This window comes from Collinsella aerofaciens (genome assembly GCF_005844325.1).
Classification (GTDB): Bacteria; Actinomycetota; Coriobacteriia; order Coriobacteriales; family Coriobacteriaceae; genus Collinsella; species Collinsella aerofaciens_G.
Genome location: NZ_SPFY01000026.1, coordinates 1 through 19233, shown reverse-complemented (window position 1 = coordinate 19233; position 19233 = coordinate 1). Strand labels below are relative to the sequence as shown.

Sequence of the window (19233 nt, the reverse complement as noted above, 5' to 3'; positions counted from 1 at the left end):
CCCTTTACGCCTGCTGCTCGGCAGCGGCGGCCTCGGCCTGGGCGCGCTGCTCGGCGGCCTCGCGCTCGAAGGTCTCAAAACCGTTCTTGTCGATCCAGGGGATGAGCGAGGCGTCGTCCTCGCGCACGATGTGGCCCTTGACCATAACGTGGACGCGGTCGACATCCAGGTGCTCCAGGATGCGCGTGTTGTGCGTGATGATGAGCATGGAGCCGTCGCAGCTCTTGCGGTAGGCGTCCATGCCGTGGCTGACGGTGGACAGGGCGTCGACGTCTAGGCCCGAGTCGGTCTCGTCGAGAATGGCGAGCTTGGGCTGCAGCAGCAGAAGCTGGAGCATCTCGACCTTCTTTTTCTCGCCGCCCGAGAAGCCCACGCCCAGCTCGCGGTTGAGGTAGGCGGTGTCCATGTTGAGCTCTGCCGCGAGCTCCTTGACGCGCCGGCGGAACTCCTTGCCCTTCATCTCCAGGCCGGGGCGGCCGGCGATGCTGGCACGCAAAAAGCTCGACAGCGGCACGCCCGGGATCTCGACCGGGGCCTGGAAGCTCAGGAACAGGCCGGCGCGCGAGCGCTTGTCGGTGGTGAGCTCGGTGATGTCCTGGCCGTCAAAGACGATGCGGCCGTCGTTGACGGTATAGACAGGGTCGCCCATGACCAGGTGGCCGAGGGTGGACTTGCCGGCGCCGTTGGGTCCCATCAGCACGTGGGTCTCGCCGGCGGCGACGTTGAGGTTGACGTTGTGGAGGATGGTCTTCTCGTCCACGGAGGCGGTCAGACCTTCGATGGAAAGCAGCGGATTTGCGCTCATGCTGTCCCTCTCTGTATATGGTGTACTCATAGGTGTACTAAACCCTAGGAATCTTCTCGGAATAAAGTTACTATGGGTTCGGCGTTAGTCAAGGGAAAACCCGACTAATCCACTCGACTTTTCAAATTCTGGGACAAAATAACCTGTTGTGTTTGTCCCATTTACTTAAGATTTGGGACAAACAAACCTGGTTATGTTGTCCCAGATGCGATGGGAGGGTAGGTATGCTCATTTCTTCCAAGGGCCGCTATGCCCTCCGGCTGATGATCTATATCGCGGCGCTGGGCGACGCCGAGGGCAAGATTGCCCTGCGCGAGGTTGCCGACCGCGAGCATATCTCACAAAAGTATCTGGAGCAGCTGGTTCGTCCGCTTATGAAGGCGGGCCTGCTTAAGAGCGTGCGCGGCAAGGGCGGCGGCTACATGATGGCCAAGGACCCGGCCGAGGTGCGTGCCGGCGACATCCTGCGCGCCGTCGAGGGCAGCACGGCTCCAGTGGCGTGCGATGGCATCGACAACAGCTGCACTCGCAGCGATCTTTGCTCGACCGTCAAGTTCTGGCGCGGCCTGGACGACGTGATCGAAAAGTACGTCGACGGCGTGACGTTGGCCGACCTGGCCGCCGTCCCCGAAATCAACTTTGACATTAAGCTGTAGGGCTGCAAATGGCATCTCTCGACAAGGTGTATAAGCAAATTGAAGTTTTTGCTCGGGAGTGTGACGCCGAGAAGGTTGTGCTGTTTGGCTCCCGCGCTCGAGGTGACAACTTGCCTAAGAGCGATATTGACATCGCAGTAGCAGGTTGCCGGGATTTCGGCCGGTTGTCATATTTGATCGAGGAGCGTCTTGATACTCTTTTAGATGTAGATGTCGTCAATCTCGATGAGCCCTTATCGCAGCAATTGCTCGATGAAATTGCCAGGGATGGTGTGATTCTGTATGAAAAAATATGAGAACTTTGCCAGCGCCTTGGCGAATCTTGAGGATGCGCCCAATCAGGATCTCAACAATGATTTTGTTCAGAGTGGATTGATTAATAAGTTCAATCTTCAATTTGAACTGAGCTGGAAGCTCCTTAAGCGTCTGCTCGAGTATGAAGGCGCCACGCTTGCCGCGTCGGGGTCTCCTCGTGCCATCTTGAAGGAGTCGTACCGATTCTACGACTTTATTGATGAGGCGGCCTGGCTAGATATGCTCAGAGACCGCAATACGAACGTCCATATCTACGACAACAAGCTCGCTCAAGACTTGATTCAGCGCATCTTGAACGTCTATATCCCCGCTTTCTGTCAGTTGAGGGACGGGCTGATGGAGCGATACGGCGAGCTTCTGATGGCGCCCGACGACCAGTTTGTTTAATTCCTTAAGATTTCGCGGAGGGTTGTTGCCGTTTACCGAGGGGTTGTTGTGCAACAACGGGCGAGCTGCAATACTTATTTCTATCTTTGCAAACTGCACTTTAACTATACCAATGCAGGGAGGATCTTATGCAGCTCAAGCATTCCGCGATTGTCGCGGGCCTGACGCTGGCGCTTTCGTTTGGCGCCATTTCCGCGCCGGCACCCGCTGCTGCCGAGGAGCCCACGCCGGGCGTTGCCTCGGATGCCACCGATATCGATAAGGGTCTCTACACCCAGCAGTCCTTCTCGGGCGTACTGAGGTCGGTCCAGGGCGTTTCGTTTGTCAACGTGACTCCCGAGATGAAGTACTTTACCAAGTACGAGAGCCATGGCAACTACAACCAGGGCTTTTCGTACGGTGACGGCTATAACGCGCTGGGTTATTACCAGTTCGACCGTCGTTGGTCGCTCATTCCGTTTATGAAGCAGGCCTACAACTACAACCCCGAATAATACAGCATGCTCAAGGATGCGATTGATCGCGGCAGCGAGATTTCCAACACGAGTAATGTCATGTACGAGAACGGCCAGCTCACCGAGCTGGGCCATATCGCGCAGGATGCCTTCCAAGGTGCGTACAACACCGATCCTGTTGAGTTCTCAGCACTTCAAGATGCGTATGCGTACAACTCGTACTATGCGGTGACCGAGGCGTGGCTCAAGAGCGGCCTGGGTATTGATATTTCGGGCCGCGCCGATTGCGTCAAGGGCATGGTGTGGAGCATTACCAACATGTGCGGCACCGGTGGCTGCAGGGACTTTTTCCGCTGGGCGAATCTTTCCAATGATATGTCCGACCGCGAGTTTGTGACGGCGCTCTCCAACAGCGTGGTCAATAACGTGGCGACCAAGTATTCGAGCCAGCCCCAGTATCATGAGGGCTGGAAGAATCGTTATAAGAATGAGCTGAAGGACTGCTTGGCTTATATCGCCGAGGACGAGGCAGCCGCTGCGACGCCCGTGCAGCCCGAGCCCACACCGGCGCCCTCGCCGACACCTGATTCGAATGACGACTCGAGTGACGATCCCAACGATGACAGGATGGATACGCCCTCGACCGATGCTGACGGTAATGGCTCGGCTGGTGGCACTACCAACGACGGCTCTACCTCGAACGGCTCCAATTCGAACGGCTCTGCTGCGGGCGATTCGTCTTCAAGCTCTGCCGGCAATACGGACAGCGACGCTTCTGGTTCGACCGGCGCTGACACCTCTAACTCATCTACCGGCTCGAGCGATTCGTCCGTTGATACCGGCTCTAACAACGGCTCCGGCTCTGACGCAACCCCTGATTCCGATGCTTCCAAGGACGACTCGAATAAGGCGCCGGACGCTCCCGTTGCTTCGCCGGACAAGAAGCCTTCTTTCTCCGAGCAGCTTGGTTCTACGCTGGGCTCTTCGCTGATGGCTGGCGTCAATAATGGTTCGACTCAGAACAAGGACAACTCTGATCAGGCTTCCACGGAAAAGACCGAAGCCGTAAAGGGCGACTCCAAGGATAAGGCTTCCGAGAAGGTTGAATCCGATAAGGGTTCTAGCTCTGATGAGAAGGACGACAAGTCCGCTCAGAAGAAGGACGAGGACAAGAAGTCTGAATCTGAGGAGAAGGACAAGAACAAGGACAAGACCGAGGACGGAAAGCAGCAGGGCGAGGACAGCAGTAAGGGCAACACCGACAACCAGAACCAAGAGCAAAATGACTCCAAGACGGTGACCACTACAACCACCACTACAACGACTAAGACTTCGGGCGGTAACATGCCCAAGACGGGCGACCTTATCGTTATGGCGAGCCTTGCCAGCGCGAGCTTGGCCACGCTGGGCGCTACGTCTATCGTAAGTGGTAAGTATAAGCTCGATCAGCAGAAGAAGGCTTCTGGGGAGGACGACTCGGGGGAGTAGGCTCTTAGTTGCCAGATAACTAAATAGTCGGGACGGGGTCCGGTGCGAATGTATCGGGCCCCGTTTTGTTGTGCAACGATTAATTGTGCCCCCTCACACCTCTTGTTACTACCGTTGCCCGATATGTTTGCGCGGCGACATCGGTACATGCGATGCGGTCATTACAATTGGCATCGTGCTGCGATTTAGGGGGAACGTTTTGGTGTCTGAACAGGCAAATGTTGATTGTGCTGCTGGCTTTGGCGTGCGTTTGATCGGCTGTGCCGACGATGCGGCTTTGCCCATTGGCATGCACGACTATGCGGAGGCTCTTGGTTGCTGCACGCTGGTCGACAAGACCATGTTTATTGCCGATGCGTTGGACTGCGACGCGTCCGTTGTGGTGTGCTGTCGACCCGAGGGTTTTGGCAAAAGCATGAACTTGTCGATGCTCAGGGCTTTTCTGGAGCGTCCAGCGGTTGGTCGCGCTGATCAGCGTTTGTTTGCCAATGCTCAGATTTGGGATGCAGACGGTGGGCGTTATCGGGACGAGTACGCTTGCTATCCGGTGATATCGCTGGATTTTTCTGGCGCTGCGAGGCGTGGCGCCGCTATTGCCGACGTCGTGCGCGATGCTCTTTCGGGCGAGTGCGTCCGCCTGCTGGCGCTTTTGGAGGCTCCGGATTTAGCTCGAGACAAGGTGCGTCACATCGAACGTGTTGCGCGTGGCGCGGCGAGCGAGGACGAGGTCGCCTCGGTGCTTGGCGTGCTCATTGAGCTGCTGGAGATGGCCTGCGATGAGCAGGTTGTATTGCTCGTTGATGGGTACGATGCGGCATGGTTGGGCCGTGCAAGCGCGAGGGGCGCTTCCGGTGCTGATCCGGCAGGGCTATTCGATCGCGTGCTGTTCGACGCCATTGCCGCTGCGCGCGATTCGTTGCGGCTGACGTGTCTGATGGGGGAGTGTCCCGGCCCTGCCGAAGCGGCGCTTTCTTCGCGCGGCTGCTCGTATTGTCTGACGACGCCGCTGTCAGCGTGGTGTGACCGATGTTTCGGTTTTTCGGATGCCGAGGTCGAGGCTCTTTTGAATCATGCTGGGCGCGAGGAATACCTGGATGATGCGCGTGAATGGCTCGAGGGATATCGGTTTGGCAGGGCCTATTGCTCGAGTCCAGAGCGTGTGATCGGTTTTCTGGGCCGAGGCTGCACGGCGCCTGTGCGTGCTGATCTGTATGGATATGCCGATTGCCTGAGTAGGGTAGTTGCCGGGTGGAATCTCGACCGCCTTTCGGTCTTGTTTGATTTGCTCGAGGCCCATGGGTGCGCTGAGGCTCCGCTTTGTTTGGGCACAGCAGAGCCAGATGTCTCGCCTGACGATGGCATGTGGACAGCGCTGTATCTGTCCGGTTTTCTCACGACGGATATGACTGAGGAGCCAGAGCATGGCGATTGCCTCCGTGCTTTGCGATTGCCCAATAACGAGCTTCGCCAGGCCTTGCGTCTAGTGATTATTGAGTGGTTTGAGTGCGCTGCAGAAGACATTCGAGACGTCGATGCGTTTCGCGACGGGCTGTGCCATGGGAACGAGGATACCGTGAGGCGGGCGCTAAGCCGCATCTTGGGGGATGCGGGAATCGGTGGGACCGACCCAGATACACCGCTGCCATATCACCTACTCTTGCAAGGACTCTGCTTTGGATTGCCGGGCTATGCCAATCCTGCTTCGAGGCGAAAGTGTGGCGCGGATCGCTGGGACATCCAGGTTTTTCCTACGGGCGCCGTGTTCGACATAGCCGATACGATCGGTATGCTCGATGAACGTCCGCTGATAACGATCAACATGATGTATGACCCCGGTGTGGATGCGCTGGGCCTGGAATTGCTGGCCGTGCAGGCGCTGCTCGACATAGAGCGCGACGGCATCGACGAAATCCGTGTGCCGCGACCCGGCATTGGCCGCATGCGCTGGGGGTTCGGTTTTGATGGGCAGCATGTGGCTACGGTGTGCCAGCGGCTTTAAGCGCCGAGGTGTTTCCGGCTTCCGTTACTCGGTGTCCTTCATGGGCGGCATGGGCTTCCAGTTGGGGTCCTTGATGATCTTGCGGGCGTCCTTCATGCCGCGGCGTAGCGCCGGAATTCCGGTCTTAAAGCACTTGTCAACGGCGGCCAGGCGAATGAACTCCTTGCAGAAGGTCGCGGCGTTGCCTAGGCGGAACAGCACGGGGTGATAGTCGCCGTAAATCTGCATGTAGCGGGCCAGATAACCGCGGTTGCGCATGATGTAGTAACGGTTGGTGTCGCTCGTGGAGTTGAGCTGGCGCTTGCCGGCGATATCCCAGTTAGAGACGGCGCGGGCGCGCTTGAGCACCACGTCGGCGACCACGGCGGCGGGGAAGTGTTGGCTGGCTACGTAGCCGTAGCAGGCGTCGTCACCGTAGATAAAGAAGCGCGCGTCAGGCAGGCCAATCTTGTCGACCACGCGGCGCGAGAACATGCCGCCCTCAAAGCACAGCTGGTTCATGGCGCGGTAGCCCTCGGGTCCTAGGTCCCACTTGGCGACAGGGTTGGGAATGCCGAGTGAAAGGATGAGTTGGTATTGCCAAAAGAAGGCACCGCCGTCAAAGTCCAGGCGCGAACCCTGGATGACATCGTAGCGGTCGGTCCACTTGGCAAGACGCTCGATGCCTTCGGGGATGACGAGCACGTCGTCGTCCATCACCCAGAACCACTGGGCGCCCAGGTCGTAGGCGCACTTGGTGCCGGCGGAGAAGCCGCCCGCGCCGCCACCGTTTTCAAGCTGCGGGGCGTAGATGACGCGGTCGGTGCCGCCCTGCGCGTCAGGCTGCTCGGTGTCGATGCCCCACAGGTTGGTCAGGCGCTCGTTGAATGCGGTGCACATGGCCTCGGTCTCGCGTGAATTCTCGTTATCGACAATCACGATGCGCCAGGGCGCGGCCGTGAGCTCGGTCATGGAGTCGAACAAATTGGCCAGGAGTTCCTGGCGTTTGTACGTAACGACGACGATGGCGAGCTTATCGATGGGGGCGGGGAGGGTTGAAGGCATGGGGCAATATATCCTTTCACGTGCGGCGCGCATGCGCTGCACGGAAGCTATCGAATACGTCCTTGGGACTGTCCTATTGTAAAGGCTCGGCGCACCTTGACGGCAAGCTTTGAATAAAACGCAGGAACCTGCCACGGGCCCGCCGCATGACGTGGGGCTGCTTTGCCCGCAAGAGGCTCCATAGATTATATAAACGCCCGCTGGCGCGCTGGCCCTTTGATACCATGAAACGACAGGTATTTCCTAAGGAGCACATTTGTCTACTAACGCCTCTGGCAGCCCTGTTCTGTCGCTGCTTATTCCCATTTACAATGTTCAGCGCTACCTGCGCGAGTGCCTCGATTCCGCCCTGGCGCAGACGCTCAAGGACATCGAGATCATCTGCATTAACGACGGGTCGACCGACAACTCGCCGGCGATTATCCGCGAGTATATGGAGCGCGATGGGCGCGTCAAGATGATCGACAAGGCCAACAGCGGCTACGGCGACTCGATGAACCACGGTCTGGAGATGGCGCGTGGCAAGTACGTTGGCATCTTGGAGTCCGATGACTTTATGGCGTCCGACGCACTCGAAAAACTTGTCTCGGCCGCCGATAGCAATAATGCCGACTTTGCGAAGGCGAACTTTGATTTCTACTGGTCTAAGCCCGAGGAGCGCCGTTCGCTGCACGAGATGTTTAGACCTCAGGATTGCGGCAAGCCGGTGCATCCGAGCGATACGACGCAGTTCTTTAAGCAAAAGCCGTCGATTTGGTCGGCCGTGTACCGTCGCGATTTTCTTGAGCGCAACGGCATTACGTTCCTGCCGACTCCGGGGGCATCCTTTCAGGACACGTCGTTCGCCTTTAAGGTGATCGCGTGCGCCGATAAGGCTGTTTACCTACATGATGCCGTGTTGTCGTATCGCCAGGACAACGAGAATTCCTCGGTCAATTCTTCGGCTAAGGTCTTTTGCGTCAATACCGAGTATGCCGAGATTGAGCGTTGGATTCGAGAGGATTATGCCCGCGGCCACGCAAGCGGCGATGTCGCGCGCATGCTCAAGTTCAATCAGCTCATTAAGTACGATTCGTACATGTGGAACTACGTGCGCCTGGCGCCTAAGTTCTATAAGGAGTTCCTGGTTCAGATGGCCAAGGAGTTCCAAGCGGCCTTGGACGCGGGGGAGTTTTCGCTTGACGACCTCAAGCCGTGGAAGCGCGCAAATCTCGCTGCCATCCTCAAAGATCCTGAGGGCTGGGTTGACGAGCATCCGAGTTTTGCGACGGATGGTGCCTTGGGGCGTGCTAAGTATTACGCCTCGGTTGGAGGCCCAGGCGTGGTTGCTGCCTTCCTCATCGAATCGCTGAGGGGGTAGGTCGGCATGGGAGAGGCCTCGTGTCCTAAAGCTACCATTGTCGTCCCCGTTTACAACTCTGCGCGCTCCATTCAGCGATGCCTCGATTCGCTGTTGGCCCAGTCTGAGCGTTCGATTCAGGTTGTCTGCGTCAACGACGGTTCGACTGATGATTCGTTGAACGTGTTGCGCCAGATCGCGCAGGCCGACGATCGCGTACTGGTGATTGACCAGGAAAACGCGGGCGTCTCGTGTGCTCGAAATGCCGGTATCGATGTCGCCGAGGGCGAGACCGTCTTTTTTGTGGACGCCGACGATTACATCGATGCCCAGACGGTCGAGCGCGTGCTGCATGCCATGGAGTCCGCAGATGCCGAGGCCGCCGTTTTTGGCGGCGTCTGTGAACCTGCCGATGCTGCCCCCAAACGCGTCCAGCAACTCATGAGCACCAAAGCTGGTGCTTTCGGCGCCCGTGATCCCCAACTGCTGTTCCATTCGAATGCGCAGCCCTATGCCTGCCGTGCGGCTTTTTCGCGCGAGCTGCTCAATCGCGAAGGCATTCGCTTCGCCCCCGGTTTGGCTTTGGGCGAGGACGTCGTCTTCCAATTTGCGGCTTATGCGCTTGCCCGCAGGACCGTCGTCATGCCGGACAAGTTCTACCACTACGTGATGGAGAGCGAATCGGCGACGCACGAGTTCAACAGTGCCGAGGCTCGTGCCAAAAAGCTTGACGCCCACATGAGGATGCTCGAGGAGGTCTTGGAGGACTGGGCAGCCTACGGTCTTTTGGACCTGTGCCCCGGCGAGCTGATAACTTGGTTTTTGGACCTCATTGTGTTCGACTTGGCGCGTCTGGATGCGGACGGCTTCCACCGTGTTGCCGGCCGCGTCAACAGGGCTTTCACGACGTTTTTGGGAACAGAGTGGGCGGATATGCCTGCTAAGGGCGCCGTTCGCCGTGTTGCCCACAAGCTCGTTGCGGCGACCTCGGGCGTTTCGATGGCAGACGCCACGCTGTTCTATCTTTCGACTCGCGGTCTCAAAGCCTGCCTGGAGCGCTTTCTCTAATTCCAAGCGCTGCCGCCCGCCGCAACTCGGCTGTTAAAATAACCCTGTTACACGCTATTCAACAGGAGGTTCTCTTGCAGAACTCTGATACCCCTAAAGTTTCGCTGCTTGTTCCCATCTGCAATGTCGAACGCTACCTGCGCGAGTGTCTCGATTCCGCCGTGGCGCAGACGCTTAAGGACATCGAGATCATCTGTATCAACGACGGCTCCACCGATAGCTCGCCAGATATCATCCGCGAGTACATGGAGCGCGATCCCCGTGTAAAGATGATCGACAAGGCCAACAGCGGCTACGGCGACTCGATGAACCGCGGCCTGGAGATGGCGCGCGGCGAGTACGTGGGCATCCTTGAGTCCGACGACTTCATGTTTGAGGATTCGCTCCAAAAGCTGGTCGCCAAGGCCGATGCTGAGCATGCCGATGTGGTAAAGGGCGACTTTTACCTGTATTGGTCCACGCCCAGCGAACGCCGTGAACTGTTTGGGATTATCGACGAGCATATGACGGGCGCCGCGTATTGCCCCGTCGATCGCCCGGGCATCTTCTACCGCAAACCTTCCATTTGGTCGGCTATCTATCGGCGCGAGTTCCTCAACGACAATCAGATTCGGTTCCTCCCCACGCCGGGTGCCTCGTATCAGGACGCAGGCTTTAACTTTAAGGTTTGGGCTTGCGCCGAGCGTGCCGCGTTTATTACGGACCCCATTTTGTGCTATCGCCAGGATAACGAGAAGAGCTCTGTTAATTCGCCCAACAAGGTGTTTTGCGTGTGCGATGAATATGCCGAGATGCAACGTTTTTTGGACGAGCGCCCCGAGCTTAAGGCTCAGCTTCAGGGCATTTTAATGCGCATGAAGGTCGATACGTACCGTTGGAATGATGAGCGTCTGGTCGATGAGCTACGCGAGCAGTTTTGGGAGAAGGCTTCACCCGAGCTCAAGGCCGATTGGGATGCCGGTCGCTTTGACCTGTCGCTGTTCGACCCGCGCGGCGAGACCGACTTGCGCCTGATGGTCAAGTCGCCCCGCGCCTATATCGATTCGCGTTTTGACTTTAAGAAGCCGGGCAAGCTCAATACGTTTAAGCATTACTTTAAGATTGGCGGCCTACCGCTGGTCTGGCGCGTGCTGACGTATCAGCGCACCTACGGCGACAACCCGCACCCTGACGACGTTCCGGCAGCACAGTAGGAGCGAGTGACTATGGCTACCCCCAAGATTTCCGTTGTCGTTCCCATCTATAACGTGGAGGAGTGCCTGGCCTGGTGCCTGGACTCCCTGCTTGCACAGGACATGCCCGATTGGGAAGGCGTGCTGGTCAACGATGGCTCGCCGGACGGTTCGCGCGATATTGCGGCTACCTATTGCGAAAAGGACGCGCGCTTTACGCTGGTCGATAAGGAGAACGGCGGCCTGTCGAGCGCGCGCAATGCGGGTATCGCTGCGTCCACGGCGCCTATCGTCGCGTTCTTGGATTCCGACGACCGATTTACGCCCGATGCGTGCCGTGTGATCGTAGATGCCTTTGAGCGCGAGGACTGCGACGTTTTGACCTTTGGCGCGAATCCGTATCCGCTGGAGGCGGGGTATCCGTGGCTTAACTATGTGCTGAGCCCGCGCGATGTGTCGTTTGAAGGCTATAGCTCTGACCTGCTGTTTAAGGAAGCATCTCGCCCCTTTGCATGGCGCACCGCCTGCAAACGTGAGTTTTTGCTGGGCAACGGGATCGTGTTTGACGAAACCGTTAAGTATGGCGAGGACCAGGTCTTCGATTTTGCTGTGTACGGTCGTTCGCACAAGACCGCGCTTATCTCGAACAAGCTGTATGACTACCGCGTGGCGCGCAAAGGCTCGCTCATGGACACCATGCGCTATGACGACGAGACGCGCCTGCTGGAGCACGTGAAGATTTACTCCGCGGTGCTGGCTGACTGGCAGCGCGACGGTCTCGATGTCCAGCATGCCGATGACCTGGCGTACTTCCTATGCGATCTGGTGCTGTACGATGCGCTCAGGTTGCTGGGTTCGGACTGCGGCAAGGTGTTTGCTGCCGTTGCCACGGCGCTTGCCGGTTCTGCCGTGGGCAGCGATGCTGCGCTCGCACAATGCGCTCCTTCTGTTGCTGCTATGGTGCGTGCGGCGCTTATCAGCAAGGCCCCCAATGCCCGTGAGTGCAAAAAGCTCATGTTCGATTACGACGTCTTGAGGTTTGGGCGCCTGGGTGCCTGCAAACGCATGGCAGCGAACGCCCTGGGAAAGCGAGAAGTGTAGATGAGTATCAAGCGTTTGGCGCTTTGCCGCAGTCAGGGCCGTCTGTTTGTGCTGCTTCGTTTTGCCGGTCAGGATGTCGCCGCGCTTATTGAGCGGGAGGGCTCTCAGGCGTTTGCCCATGCGACGACGAGCGGTTCTTGTGTGCCGTCGCTGGTGCTCCCGGTCGATCATGGCCGTGTGCTGGCGCTTTGTCCTTCCGTTTCCGATTACGAGCGCGAGCTCGCCGTCTTGGTGCTTCCGTTTTTGGATGGCTCGTCGATGGATGTCGTTTTTGCATCCGGTGGCCAAAGGTTGGGCTCCATTCGCCTCGATAGCCGCGTGGCCAAGCTGGAATCCAAGGTTAACTACAAAGCAAAGCCTGCGCTGTGCGCGCTTATCCGCGATGCTCAGCGTGGCGAACACTGCGGTTTCTACGAGATCGATGCCACTCGCTATTTGCCGGCAGACGCCGGCGCGGTGTGGCGCTATGAGGTTACTTGGGCGGGAGACCTCCAGTGCGCGCCTGAGCTCCAGATCTTCGATGCGCATATGAATGCCATCGATGTCACCGTGCATGTGTTTGAATCGCAGGTCGATGTGCCGCAGCAGAACGGATGCCGCGTCAATAAAACGTATCTGAGTGTTGAGATGCCTCAGGATATACGAGATTTTGTCGCGATTGTGAGCGACCCCACAGAGCAGATCCAGAGCGGGTTTTGCGCCATGGATGGTCGCCTGTACAACGGCATGGTCGATGACAGTTGGAACCGCATGAAGGACGCGCGTGCAGACGACGCAGCTTATCGACGTTGGTTTGAGCGACATCGCGCAAAGCCGGGCGATTTAGCGTGCCAGCGTGTCGCTTCGGCGGCCTTTGCCTATAGACCGCTCGTGAGCATTGTGGTGCCGTGCTACAAGACCGATCGGGTCTACCTGCGCGAGCTGCTGGACTCGGTGCTCGCCCAAAGCTATGACAACTGGGAATTGCTGCTTATGGACGCCTCGCCCGAATGGGATGCGGTTGCCAATCTTGCGGCGGGCGTCAACGAGGAGCGCGTCCGTCGTGTTGAGCTGCCTGGTAACGGCGGCATTGTGGTCAACACCAACGCGGGTATTCAGCAAGCGACTGGAGACTACATCGCGTTCTTGGACCACGATGACATCCTGGAACCGGACGCGTTATTCCAGTATGTTTCCGCGCTGAATAAGGCGGCCGAGGGCGAGCGCCCCCAGGTCCTGTTCTGCGACGAGGACATGTTCCAGAAAACGGGGGAGTGGGGCCAGCCGGTCTTTAAGACGCAGCTCAACGTCGACCTGCTCTATAGCCATAACTGCGTTACTCATTTTCTAATGGTGGAGAAGGCGCTCATCGATCGCATTGGCGTGTCGCCAGAAGACGTTGCGGGTGCCCAGGATTACGGCCTGACGCTCCGCTGCCTCGCGGCGGGCGCGCGCTTTGAGCACGTTGCGCACGTGCTGTATCACTGGCGCGTGCTCCCTGGCTCTACCGCCGACTGTTCTGCCGATAGCAAGCCATATGCTATCGAGGCCGGACGCCTGGCTCTGCAGCGTCACTTTGACTCGCTGGGCATTCGCGGAACGGTCGAGGAGTCCGAGACGCCGTTTGTCTACCGCATGCGCTATGCGCTGCTGGAGTCTGCGCCGCTGGTGAGCATTGTGATTCCCACCAAGGACCACGTCGAGACGCTCGATGCCTGCGTGATGTCGATCGCCCAGAAGGCCACGTACGCCAACTACGAGATCGTCTTGGTGGAAAACAACAGCGAAGACCAGGAGACCTTTGCGTATTACGAAACCCTGCCGGAGCGCGTAGCCGCTGCGTCTGGTGGCAAGGGTGCAGCACGCGTTGAGTGGTGGCCGGGCGAGTTTAATTACTCCCAGATCATTAACTTTGGCGTTGAGCATGCCAAGGGCGATTACCTGCTGCTTCTCAATAATGACACTGAAGTCATCTCATCCGACTTTATCGAGGAGATGATGGGCTATCTTCAGCGTCCCGACGCGGGCGTTGTGGGCGCCAAGCTCTATTTTGCCGATCATCTGGTGCAGCATGCCGGCATTTTGGTTGGCGTGCGCGGCGCGCTTGCCCATGCCAACCAGGATTTCTCGGCAAAACGTGAGGGCTACCTTGCCCGTGCTGTGCGTCCGGGCAACTTTAGCGCCGTAACGGGCGCCTGCCAGATGGTCCGTCGCGACGTGTTTGAGCAAGTCGGAGGCTACAACGAGGAATTCGCCGTCGGCTTTAACGATGCAGATTTTTGTTTGCGCGTGTGGGAGGCGGGCTATCGCACCATCTTTACGCCCTATGCCGAGCTGTATCACTACGAGTTCACCTCGCGCGGCAGGGAAGAGGCCAACGAGGAAAAGATGCGCCGCTGGAAACGCGAGCAAGCACTGTTCATGCAGCGCTGGCCTGAGTTCTTCCTGACGGGCGATCCATGGTTGGGGTCGAACTTATCCGCTGAGAGCGAGTATTTCTCGCTTTAGAAAATGGGTTTTAGGAAGTCCTCAACTTACTTTCGATATGAGCTGAGAAGAAAGCAGCGTCTAGGCGATTTGCTGCAATGCATCACGATAGCTCGATACTTCCGCGATACGTTTATACAGACTTATACAACTGGATATAATTCGATATAGTCTACGATAAACTTTTAAAGCTAAGATTGACCAATAATCGATTGTCTTGAGAGGCAAACAAGTGAGCGCCACTGTATTCCATAACCCGTTTCGTCCTACTGCCGGCGCTGAGCCTCCGCGCATAATTGGTCGTGATGATATTGCCCTTGAGTTTACCGAGAGTTTGAATGCGGGAATTGGCGCACCTGCGAGGCTCATGCGCATCGCTGGACCGAGGGGCTCCGGAAAAACTGTTTTGCTCTGCGATCTTAGGGATCGTGCGCGAGAGCTTGGATGGAAGACCGCTATTGTTTCTGCTGGCCCTAACCTATTGCTGGACCTGAGGGATCAGGTTGCTGATTCTTCCCTTGCGACTAATGCTTCGGTCGGCGTAAACGCCGGCTTTGTTTCCGCGAAAGTCGATGTTGCACCCAAAGAGTCGAGTCTTAGAAAGTTGCTAAGCTCGGCAGCGAGGTCAGCCAAGGGTCTTTTTATTGCCATCGATGAAGTTCAGGACGCTCCGATTGACGATATGCGTGCCATTGCGTCTACGGTTCAGCTTTTGATAGGGGAAAGAGTAGATATCGCACTTGCCTTTGCCGGTTTACCCGCCGGTGTTATGGATCTTATTAACGGCAAGGCGCTTACGTTCTTGCGTCGTGCCCTCCCCGAAGATCTGGCGCCTATCAACCAGGTGGAGGTAGCGCTCTCTATGGGCGATAGCTTTGTCGCGACTGGCTTGACCATAGAGGACAATCTCCTGTCGAGAGCCGCTAAGGCCACTAAGGGCTATGCCTATCTGGTGCAACTGGTCGGTTATTCCATTTGGCAGCGCGCCAACTTGCATCGTGCCAAAAGTGCCATTGTGAGCGAGCGCGACGTCACTGAAGGCATTGCGCTGGCAGAGGCTCGTTTTCACGATGTTGTTCACGAGCCCGCGATTTCTGGACTGGGGCTCAACGATATCAAATACCTTTTGGCCATGTGCGAGGATAAACAACAGTCCAAATCAGCCGAGATTGCTAGGCGCATGGGTAAAAAGACCAATGAGATCAGCTCTATTAGGGCCAAATTGCTACAAAGAGAGGTTATTCAGGCACCACAGAGGGGCTACGTGCAGTTTGCCGTGCCGGATCTAGATATTTATCTGCGAGATAATGCCGAGGAAATTCTCGAACGGTTCTAGGTCGAGGTATTATTAGTTTTTTCTACAATATCTTTTTCTATCCAATTGGAAGAACTACGGTCGGCTGCTTTGCTGCCATAACAATCTGGTTTGTTGCGGGGAAAGTCGAATACTCCATAAACAAGGCTGTTTAACAGATAGCTTCAATCGAAGGCTTGTATTTTTGCTGCCCTTTATACTTCCGGCTTTGCATGCGTTGGACCAGAAGCTACATCTGTATCTAATAGTTTTTCTTGTCTCTGTCTTTGGATTCCTGCGTTATGTGCCGCTCTTTTGGATTCCCATCGACGGGCTGCTAGTGGATTTTATTAAAATTTGCGTTCTTATTTGCTATATTAGCTGGTATGTAGACTTGTCAACAGTGAATTTCGCATTCTCCCATGTGGCTTATTGGTTCGTATTGAGGATCGGAACGGTCATATCTGTTGTCTTGTTAAACCATCGTCGTCGTTATATTTTGCTTGTTGCTATGGCCTATCTATACGTTTTGCAGGGCGGGCCTTCTTATGTCGCTCGCGCGGAAAGCCTGTTTATGGACATCGCTACCGTCATGGCCGGTCGTCTCGGGTGCTGGCCGGGCTTTGCTCGATGCTGATCATTTGGAGCTGATCGGCTATGTGGGCGAGACTATTGGCGCCGAAGGAACCCCGGTGGTAGCGCTTGTGGGGCAAAACGCTGCGGTCGAGACGCGTATGCCCGATACGGACACGTCCATGACCAGTATGGTGGTTTGGATCGATTCAACGGATACTGAGGCGCCAGTGGGGAAGGCTAATCCGACCGGGTGTCGAGCGCAAGCACGTCCGCAAGTACGGCGCGTTCGGCCTGCTCGTGGTCGACGAGTGGCTTCTGGACAAGCCGGACACTGAGTTCAGGTCGATGCTGCTGGAGCTGATTGAGCTGAGGTGCGGCACGGCCTCGACCGTCTTCTGCACCCAGTTCAAGAAGAAGGACTGGCACCCGAGGCTCGGCGGCGGGGTACACGCGGACGCGATTGTGGACAGGATCGTGCACAGCGCGGTCTGGTTCGACATGGGCGAGGCCAACATGCGGCAGCGCCGCGGATAGACCGGTAGCGATAAAAAGGCACCGGGGCCAGTGTCGGCCCCGGTGCCCAGGCGCGATATCGGCGGTGCTGTTTCGCGATATTCAGCAGTGCTCAAGCGAGCAAATACTCAACTTGAGTTCCGTTGATACCGGTATTTCGCCTTGTCCAGCCAAGTATTTGGGCATAGCTCCGACTCTAGGAGTATATTGCTTTCGATAGTCGATCATTTACTTCATCTGCTTAGGTATCGATGCAATATTTAGTTTGAGAATATCGGTGACTCCTATGCGTGCCCCCAAATTGTGATACGGCTTAGTTGCCTGTCGACTGTGAATCGTCCCAATTATTATGTTTTCTCCTTGAGAGGAAGTAGGGGCCACGCTCCTAAGAGCGCCTGTTTACTTATTTTCGCGGCAAACGAAACCCATCACGCCTTTGGTGGAAATGCTGTCGACTCCACGCGATGGTACATTAGTTTGGAAATGAATATCTCCAAATTGACCACCTCCTCCCTCAAACAAAAAAGAAGGATTCATGGCATTAAAAATTGTTGACAGATATAGTATTGAGAACAAGTGTCATATAAGTGTTAAGAGGTATCTTATGGATATTGTCGATTACGTTTCTTTCAAAGAAGTATTTTGCTCCATCATGGGAATCAAGAGCTCTCCAAATAACGCCAGTGATGATTTGACATGTCATTTAAATCTCAGTTATCGAATTGAAGAAGAGTTTGACCCCGAGATTTCGGATTTTGAGAAGACAATTATTATAAATGACGACGACTTGAAACACGAATATGATAAAGCGGTTGAGGCCATTGGTGATTTTCATGGTATGGAATGGTTTTCAAATGGTAAGAACTATGAGTGCATGGTCGATATATCCGGATTATATGCAACTCATTTTACAGATCAAATTTCATGTAAATCGGTAAATGCAGATGCTGAATTTAGAATGGGTCCGGCGAGCGTTACATATATTTTTTGTATTATATTAATGTTATTAAATGAAGGTTGTTTTGACGGCAATACTTTCAGAGGCAGAAATCCTTTTTTGCGACGCCTGAGATCGCATTCAACCACCGGTGGAAGAACCGTATCTCATAATGTTGATGATTGGACATCTGCTTTTGTTGAAATCACAGGTATTCTCTCCTTACGAATAACTACCAAAGGGTTTAGAAAAGCGAAACAACTTCGTGAACGAGCAACTTCCTTCCAATTTAAGTACATCTCTTGTTTAGATAGGCCACTGAGGCTAATTTCATCGCTTGATGAGTTTTTAGAAAAAGGAAGTTACGGGAGGCTATCTGTTGCGAAGTTAGAAATTGATTGTGTTCCGGATGTAAAATTTGACGACAGCGCTGTTAATCATTTTTGTCTTGGCGTGTCTTCGAGAAGCCCATATTTGCAGTTTTTGTCCTTCTATCATTCGATTGAATTTTACTTTAATTCCGCCTATCGAAAAATGACGACCGAATTGTTGAGAAACGAGCTCCAGTCGGTTGAATTTGCATACAACGATCAGCATCTGTATTCGATTGTTAGTAAGTTAGAAAAAGAAATATCCCATAAGAGCGAACTTGGTTTTGGAAATGAAAAACGTGAGCTTGAATACTTGGTTGAGTCGTGTGTCCATGTGCCTCGGCTAATGAAATCCCTACGTCGCTATCGTTTCGATTGGTCTGTGTGGTATTCGAGCAATGGGGTTGAATTTGAATCTGATGCTCCAGTTATAGATTGGGAATCCGATAATGTAGCTGGATTAATAGCTTCCCGAATTTATAAAGTAAGAAATGCGATTGTTCACAGTAAAAAACAAACTTTCGGTGCGTTTATTCCTTTTAAGCACGATCGCGCACTTTCCTATGAGATTCCTTTAGTTAAATGTGTTGCCGAAGAGGTCATTGATAACAATTCTTCGCGCGTATAGCTTTCGCTTTAAACTTCCGTTTGGTTCATAGTCTTTGTGGTCAAACTTAGCATTGAGATATGAATTTCGTTTCGATTGGATGGCGATTATTTCGATACGGCCATGACGCCGGTTGCGGATGGATGAGTCAGTATTCACTGTCTCTTCTAGATCAGGATTGATGCGAGCGATCCCTCGCTTCTTCCAATATTCTGTTAGCGCCGGGCGATTTTAGCCGCTAATAGTCAAACTATTTTGACCAATCCCGGTCACCGAATAATGGCCACCGTGCCTCCCCGCCGCCACTACGCTGGTGGTGCCAACACGCCGGCGTTAGGAGGACCATTGAGGTGAACGAGAGACACGATGACCTACAGGAGATTATAGACGCGGCGCTCCGGGAGATGGCCGCGGAGGAGGGCGACGGGTTCGACCCGCAGGCATGCAACCTCGCGGAGTTCTGCAGGAGGACGGGGCTCACCCGCTCCCGCGCGAGGACGGTCAGGGCACACGGGTTCAGGGCCCTGCCCCACGGGAACAGCGGGAGGAGGGCCGCGCCGGGCGTGCTCGCCGGCCACACCGGCCTGGATTGGCTACACTGATGTGGACAGTTCCGGGAGGGGCGCAGGAGACGGGAGGG

At 55.5% G+C, this 19233-nt stretch carries 17 protein-coding genes; 15 read left to right on the top strand and 2 right to left on the bottom strand.

The window, feature by feature from the left end:
• Positions 1-4 precede the first annotated feature (4 nt).
• A complete protein-coding gene (sufC, locus tag FGQ61_RS07995; RefSeq protein ID WP_006235561.1) occupies positions 5-805 on the bottom strand; it encodes a Fe-S cluster assembly ATPase SufC in 801 nt (266 codons plus the stop codon).
• A 224-nt stretch (positions 806-1029) separates the two neighbouring features.
• On the opposite strand from sufC, the gene FGQ61_RS07990 reads away from it, so the two are divergent.
• The 6 genes from FGQ61_RS07990 to FGQ61_RS07965 all read left to right on the top strand — a co-directional run bounded on the left by FGQ61_RS07990 (position 1030) and on the right by FGQ61_RS07965 (position 6105).
• Complete coding sequence (locus FGQ61_RS07990) at positions 1030-1461, top strand: RrF2 family transcriptional regulator (protein WP_055310594.1); 432 nt, start codon at positions 1030-1032, stop codon at positions 1459-1461.
• Positions 1462-1469: 8 nt separating this feature from the next.
• Positions 1470-1757: a nucleotidyltransferase family protein gene (locus tag FGQ61_RS07985; RefSeq protein ID WP_035138649.1), complete on the top strand. Its 288-nt coding sequence runs from the start codon at positions 1470-1472 to the stop codon at positions 1755-1757.
• Positions 1744-2163: an HI0074 family nucleotidyltransferase substrate-binding subunit gene (locus tag FGQ61_RS07980; RefSeq protein ID WP_138375172.1), complete on the top strand. Its 420-nt coding sequence runs from the start codon at positions 1744-1746 to the stop codon at positions 2161-2163. The genes FGQ61_RS07985 and FGQ61_RS07980 overlap by 14 nt, the downstream gene beginning before the upstream one ends.
• 128 nt (positions 2164-2291) lie before the next feature.
• On the top strand, positions 2292-2657 hold the full coding sequence (locus FGQ61_RS07975; RefSeq protein WP_138375171.1) for a hypothetical protein: 366 nt from the start codon (positions 2292-2294) through the stop codon (positions 2655-2657).
• A 6-nt stretch (positions 2658-2663) separates the two neighbouring features.
• Positions 2664-4106 (top strand): VgrG-related protein, encoded by a 1443-nt coding sequence (locus FGQ61_RS07970; protein WP_138375170.1) that lies wholly within the window; start codon positions 2664-2666, stop codon positions 4104-4106.
• Between the two features lie 202 nt (positions 4107-4308).
• A complete protein-coding gene (locus tag FGQ61_RS07965) occupies positions 4309-6105 on the top strand; it encodes an AAA family ATPase (RefSeq protein WP_138375169.1) in 1797 nt (598 codons plus the stop codon).
• Positions 6106-6129: 24 nt separating this feature from the next.
• On the opposite strand, the gene FGQ61_RS07960 is transcribed toward FGQ61_RS07965, so the two are convergent.
• A complete protein-coding gene (locus FGQ61_RS07960) occupies positions 6130-7149 on the bottom strand; it encodes a glycosyltransferase (protein ID WP_138375168.1) in 1020 nt (339 codons plus the stop codon).
• A gap of 256 nt (positions 7150-7405) precedes the next feature.
• Here FGQ61_RS07960 and FGQ61_RS07955 point away from each other — a divergent pair, with 256 nt between their 5' ends.
• The 9 genes from FGQ61_RS07955 (at position 7406) to FGQ61_RS07915 (ending at position 19195) form a co-directional block, all read left to right on the top strand.
• On the top strand, positions 7406-8509 hold the full coding sequence (locus FGQ61_RS07955; RefSeq protein WP_138375167.1) for a glycosyltransferase family 2 protein: 1104 nt from the start codon (positions 7406-7408) through the stop codon (positions 8507-8509).
• Between the two features lie 6 nt (positions 8510-8515).
• The gene (locus FGQ61_RS07950) at positions 8516-9556 is read left to right on the top strand and encodes a glycosyltransferase family 2 protein (protein WP_138375166.1); all 1041 of its coding nucleotides are present in this window, start codon (positions 8516-8518) and stop codon (positions 9554-9556) included.
• Between the two features lie 74 nt (positions 9557-9630).
• Positions 9631-10749: a glycosyltransferase family 2 protein gene (locus FGQ61_RS07945; protein ID WP_171021557.1), complete on the top strand. Its 1119-nt coding sequence runs from the start codon at positions 9631-9633 to the stop codon at positions 10747-10749.
• 12 nt (positions 10750-10761) lie between these two features.
• Positions 10762-11829 (top strand): glycosyltransferase family 2 protein, encoded by a 1068-nt coding sequence (locus tag FGQ61_RS07940; RefSeq protein ID WP_138375164.1) that lies wholly within the window; start codon positions 10762-10764, stop codon positions 11827-11829.
• Positions 11830-14316, top strand: coding sequence for a glycosyltransferase family 2 protein (locus tag FGQ61_RS07935; RefSeq protein WP_138375163.1), 2487 nt, complete (start codon positions 11830-11832; stop codon positions 14314-14316).
• A 211-nt stretch (positions 14317-14527) separates the two neighbouring features.
• Positions 14528-15631, top strand: coding sequence for an ATP-binding protein (locus FGQ61_RS07930; protein ID WP_238023024.1), 1104 nt, complete (start codon positions 14528-14530; stop codon positions 15629-15631).
• Positions 15632-16369: 738 nt separating this feature from the next.
• Positions 16370-16699, top strand: coding sequence for an ATP-binding protein (locus tag FGQ61_RS07925; RefSeq protein WP_138375162.1), 330 nt, complete (start codon positions 16370-16372; stop codon positions 16697-16699).
• A 583-nt stretch (positions 16700-17282) separates the two neighbouring features.
• Positions 17283-18614: a hypothetical protein gene (locus FGQ61_RS07920; RefSeq protein WP_138375161.1), complete on the top strand. Its 1332-nt coding sequence runs from the start codon at positions 17283-17285 to the stop codon at positions 18612-18614.
• A 329-nt stretch (positions 18615-18943) separates the two neighbouring features.
• Positions 18944-19195, top strand: coding sequence for a hypothetical protein (locus FGQ61_RS07915; protein ID WP_249360964.1), 252 nt, complete (start codon positions 18944-18946; stop codon positions 19193-19195).
• Positions 19196-19233 lie beyond the last annotated feature (38 nt).

Bases quoted from the DNA above. Each gene is read 5' to 3' on its own strand.
- FGQ61_RS07920 (WP_138375161.1), top strand. From the start codon at position 17,283: ATGGATATTGTCGATTACGTTTCTTTCAAAGAAGTATTTTGCTCCATC.
- FGQ61_RS07940 (WP_138375164.1), top strand. From the start codon at position 10,762: ATGGCTACCCCCAAGATTTCCGTTGTCGTTCCCATCTATAACGTGGAG.
- FGQ61_RS07980 (WP_138375172.1), top strand. From the start codon at position 1,744: ATGAAAAAATATGAGAACTTTGCCAGCGCCTTGGCGAATCTTGAGGAT.
- FGQ61_RS07960 (WP_138375168.1), bottom strand. From the start codon at position 7,149: ATGCCTTCAACCCTCCCCGCCCCCATCGATAAGCTCGCCATCGTCGTC.
- FGQ61_RS07990 (WP_055310594.1), top strand. From the start codon at position 1,030: ATGCTCATTTCTTCCAAGGGCCGCTATGCCCTCCGGCTGATGATCTAT.
- FGQ61_RS07950 (WP_138375166.1), top strand. From the start codon at position 8,516: ATGGGAGAGGCCTCGTGTCCTAAAGCTACCATTGTCGTCCCCGTTTAC.
- FGQ61_RS07935 (WP_138375163.1), top strand. From the start codon at position 11,830: ATGAGTATCAAGCGTTTGGCGCTTTGCCGCAGTCAGGGCCGTCTGTTT.
- FGQ61_RS07970 (WP_138375170.1), top strand. From the start codon at position 2,664: ATGCTCAAGGATGCGATTGATCGCGGCAGCGAGATTTCCAACACGAGT.
- FGQ61_RS07985 (WP_035138649.1), top strand. From the start codon at position 1,470: ATGGCATCTCTCGACAAGGTGTATAAGCAAATTGAAGTTTTTGCTCGG.
- FGQ61_RS07975 (WP_138375171.1), top strand. From the start codon at position 2,292: ATGCAGCTCAAGCATTCCGCGATTGTCGCGGGCCTGACGCTGGCGCTT.
- sufC (WP_006235561.1), bottom strand. From the start codon at position 805: ATGAGCGCAAATCCGCTGCTTTCCATCGAAGGTCTGACCGCCTCCGTG.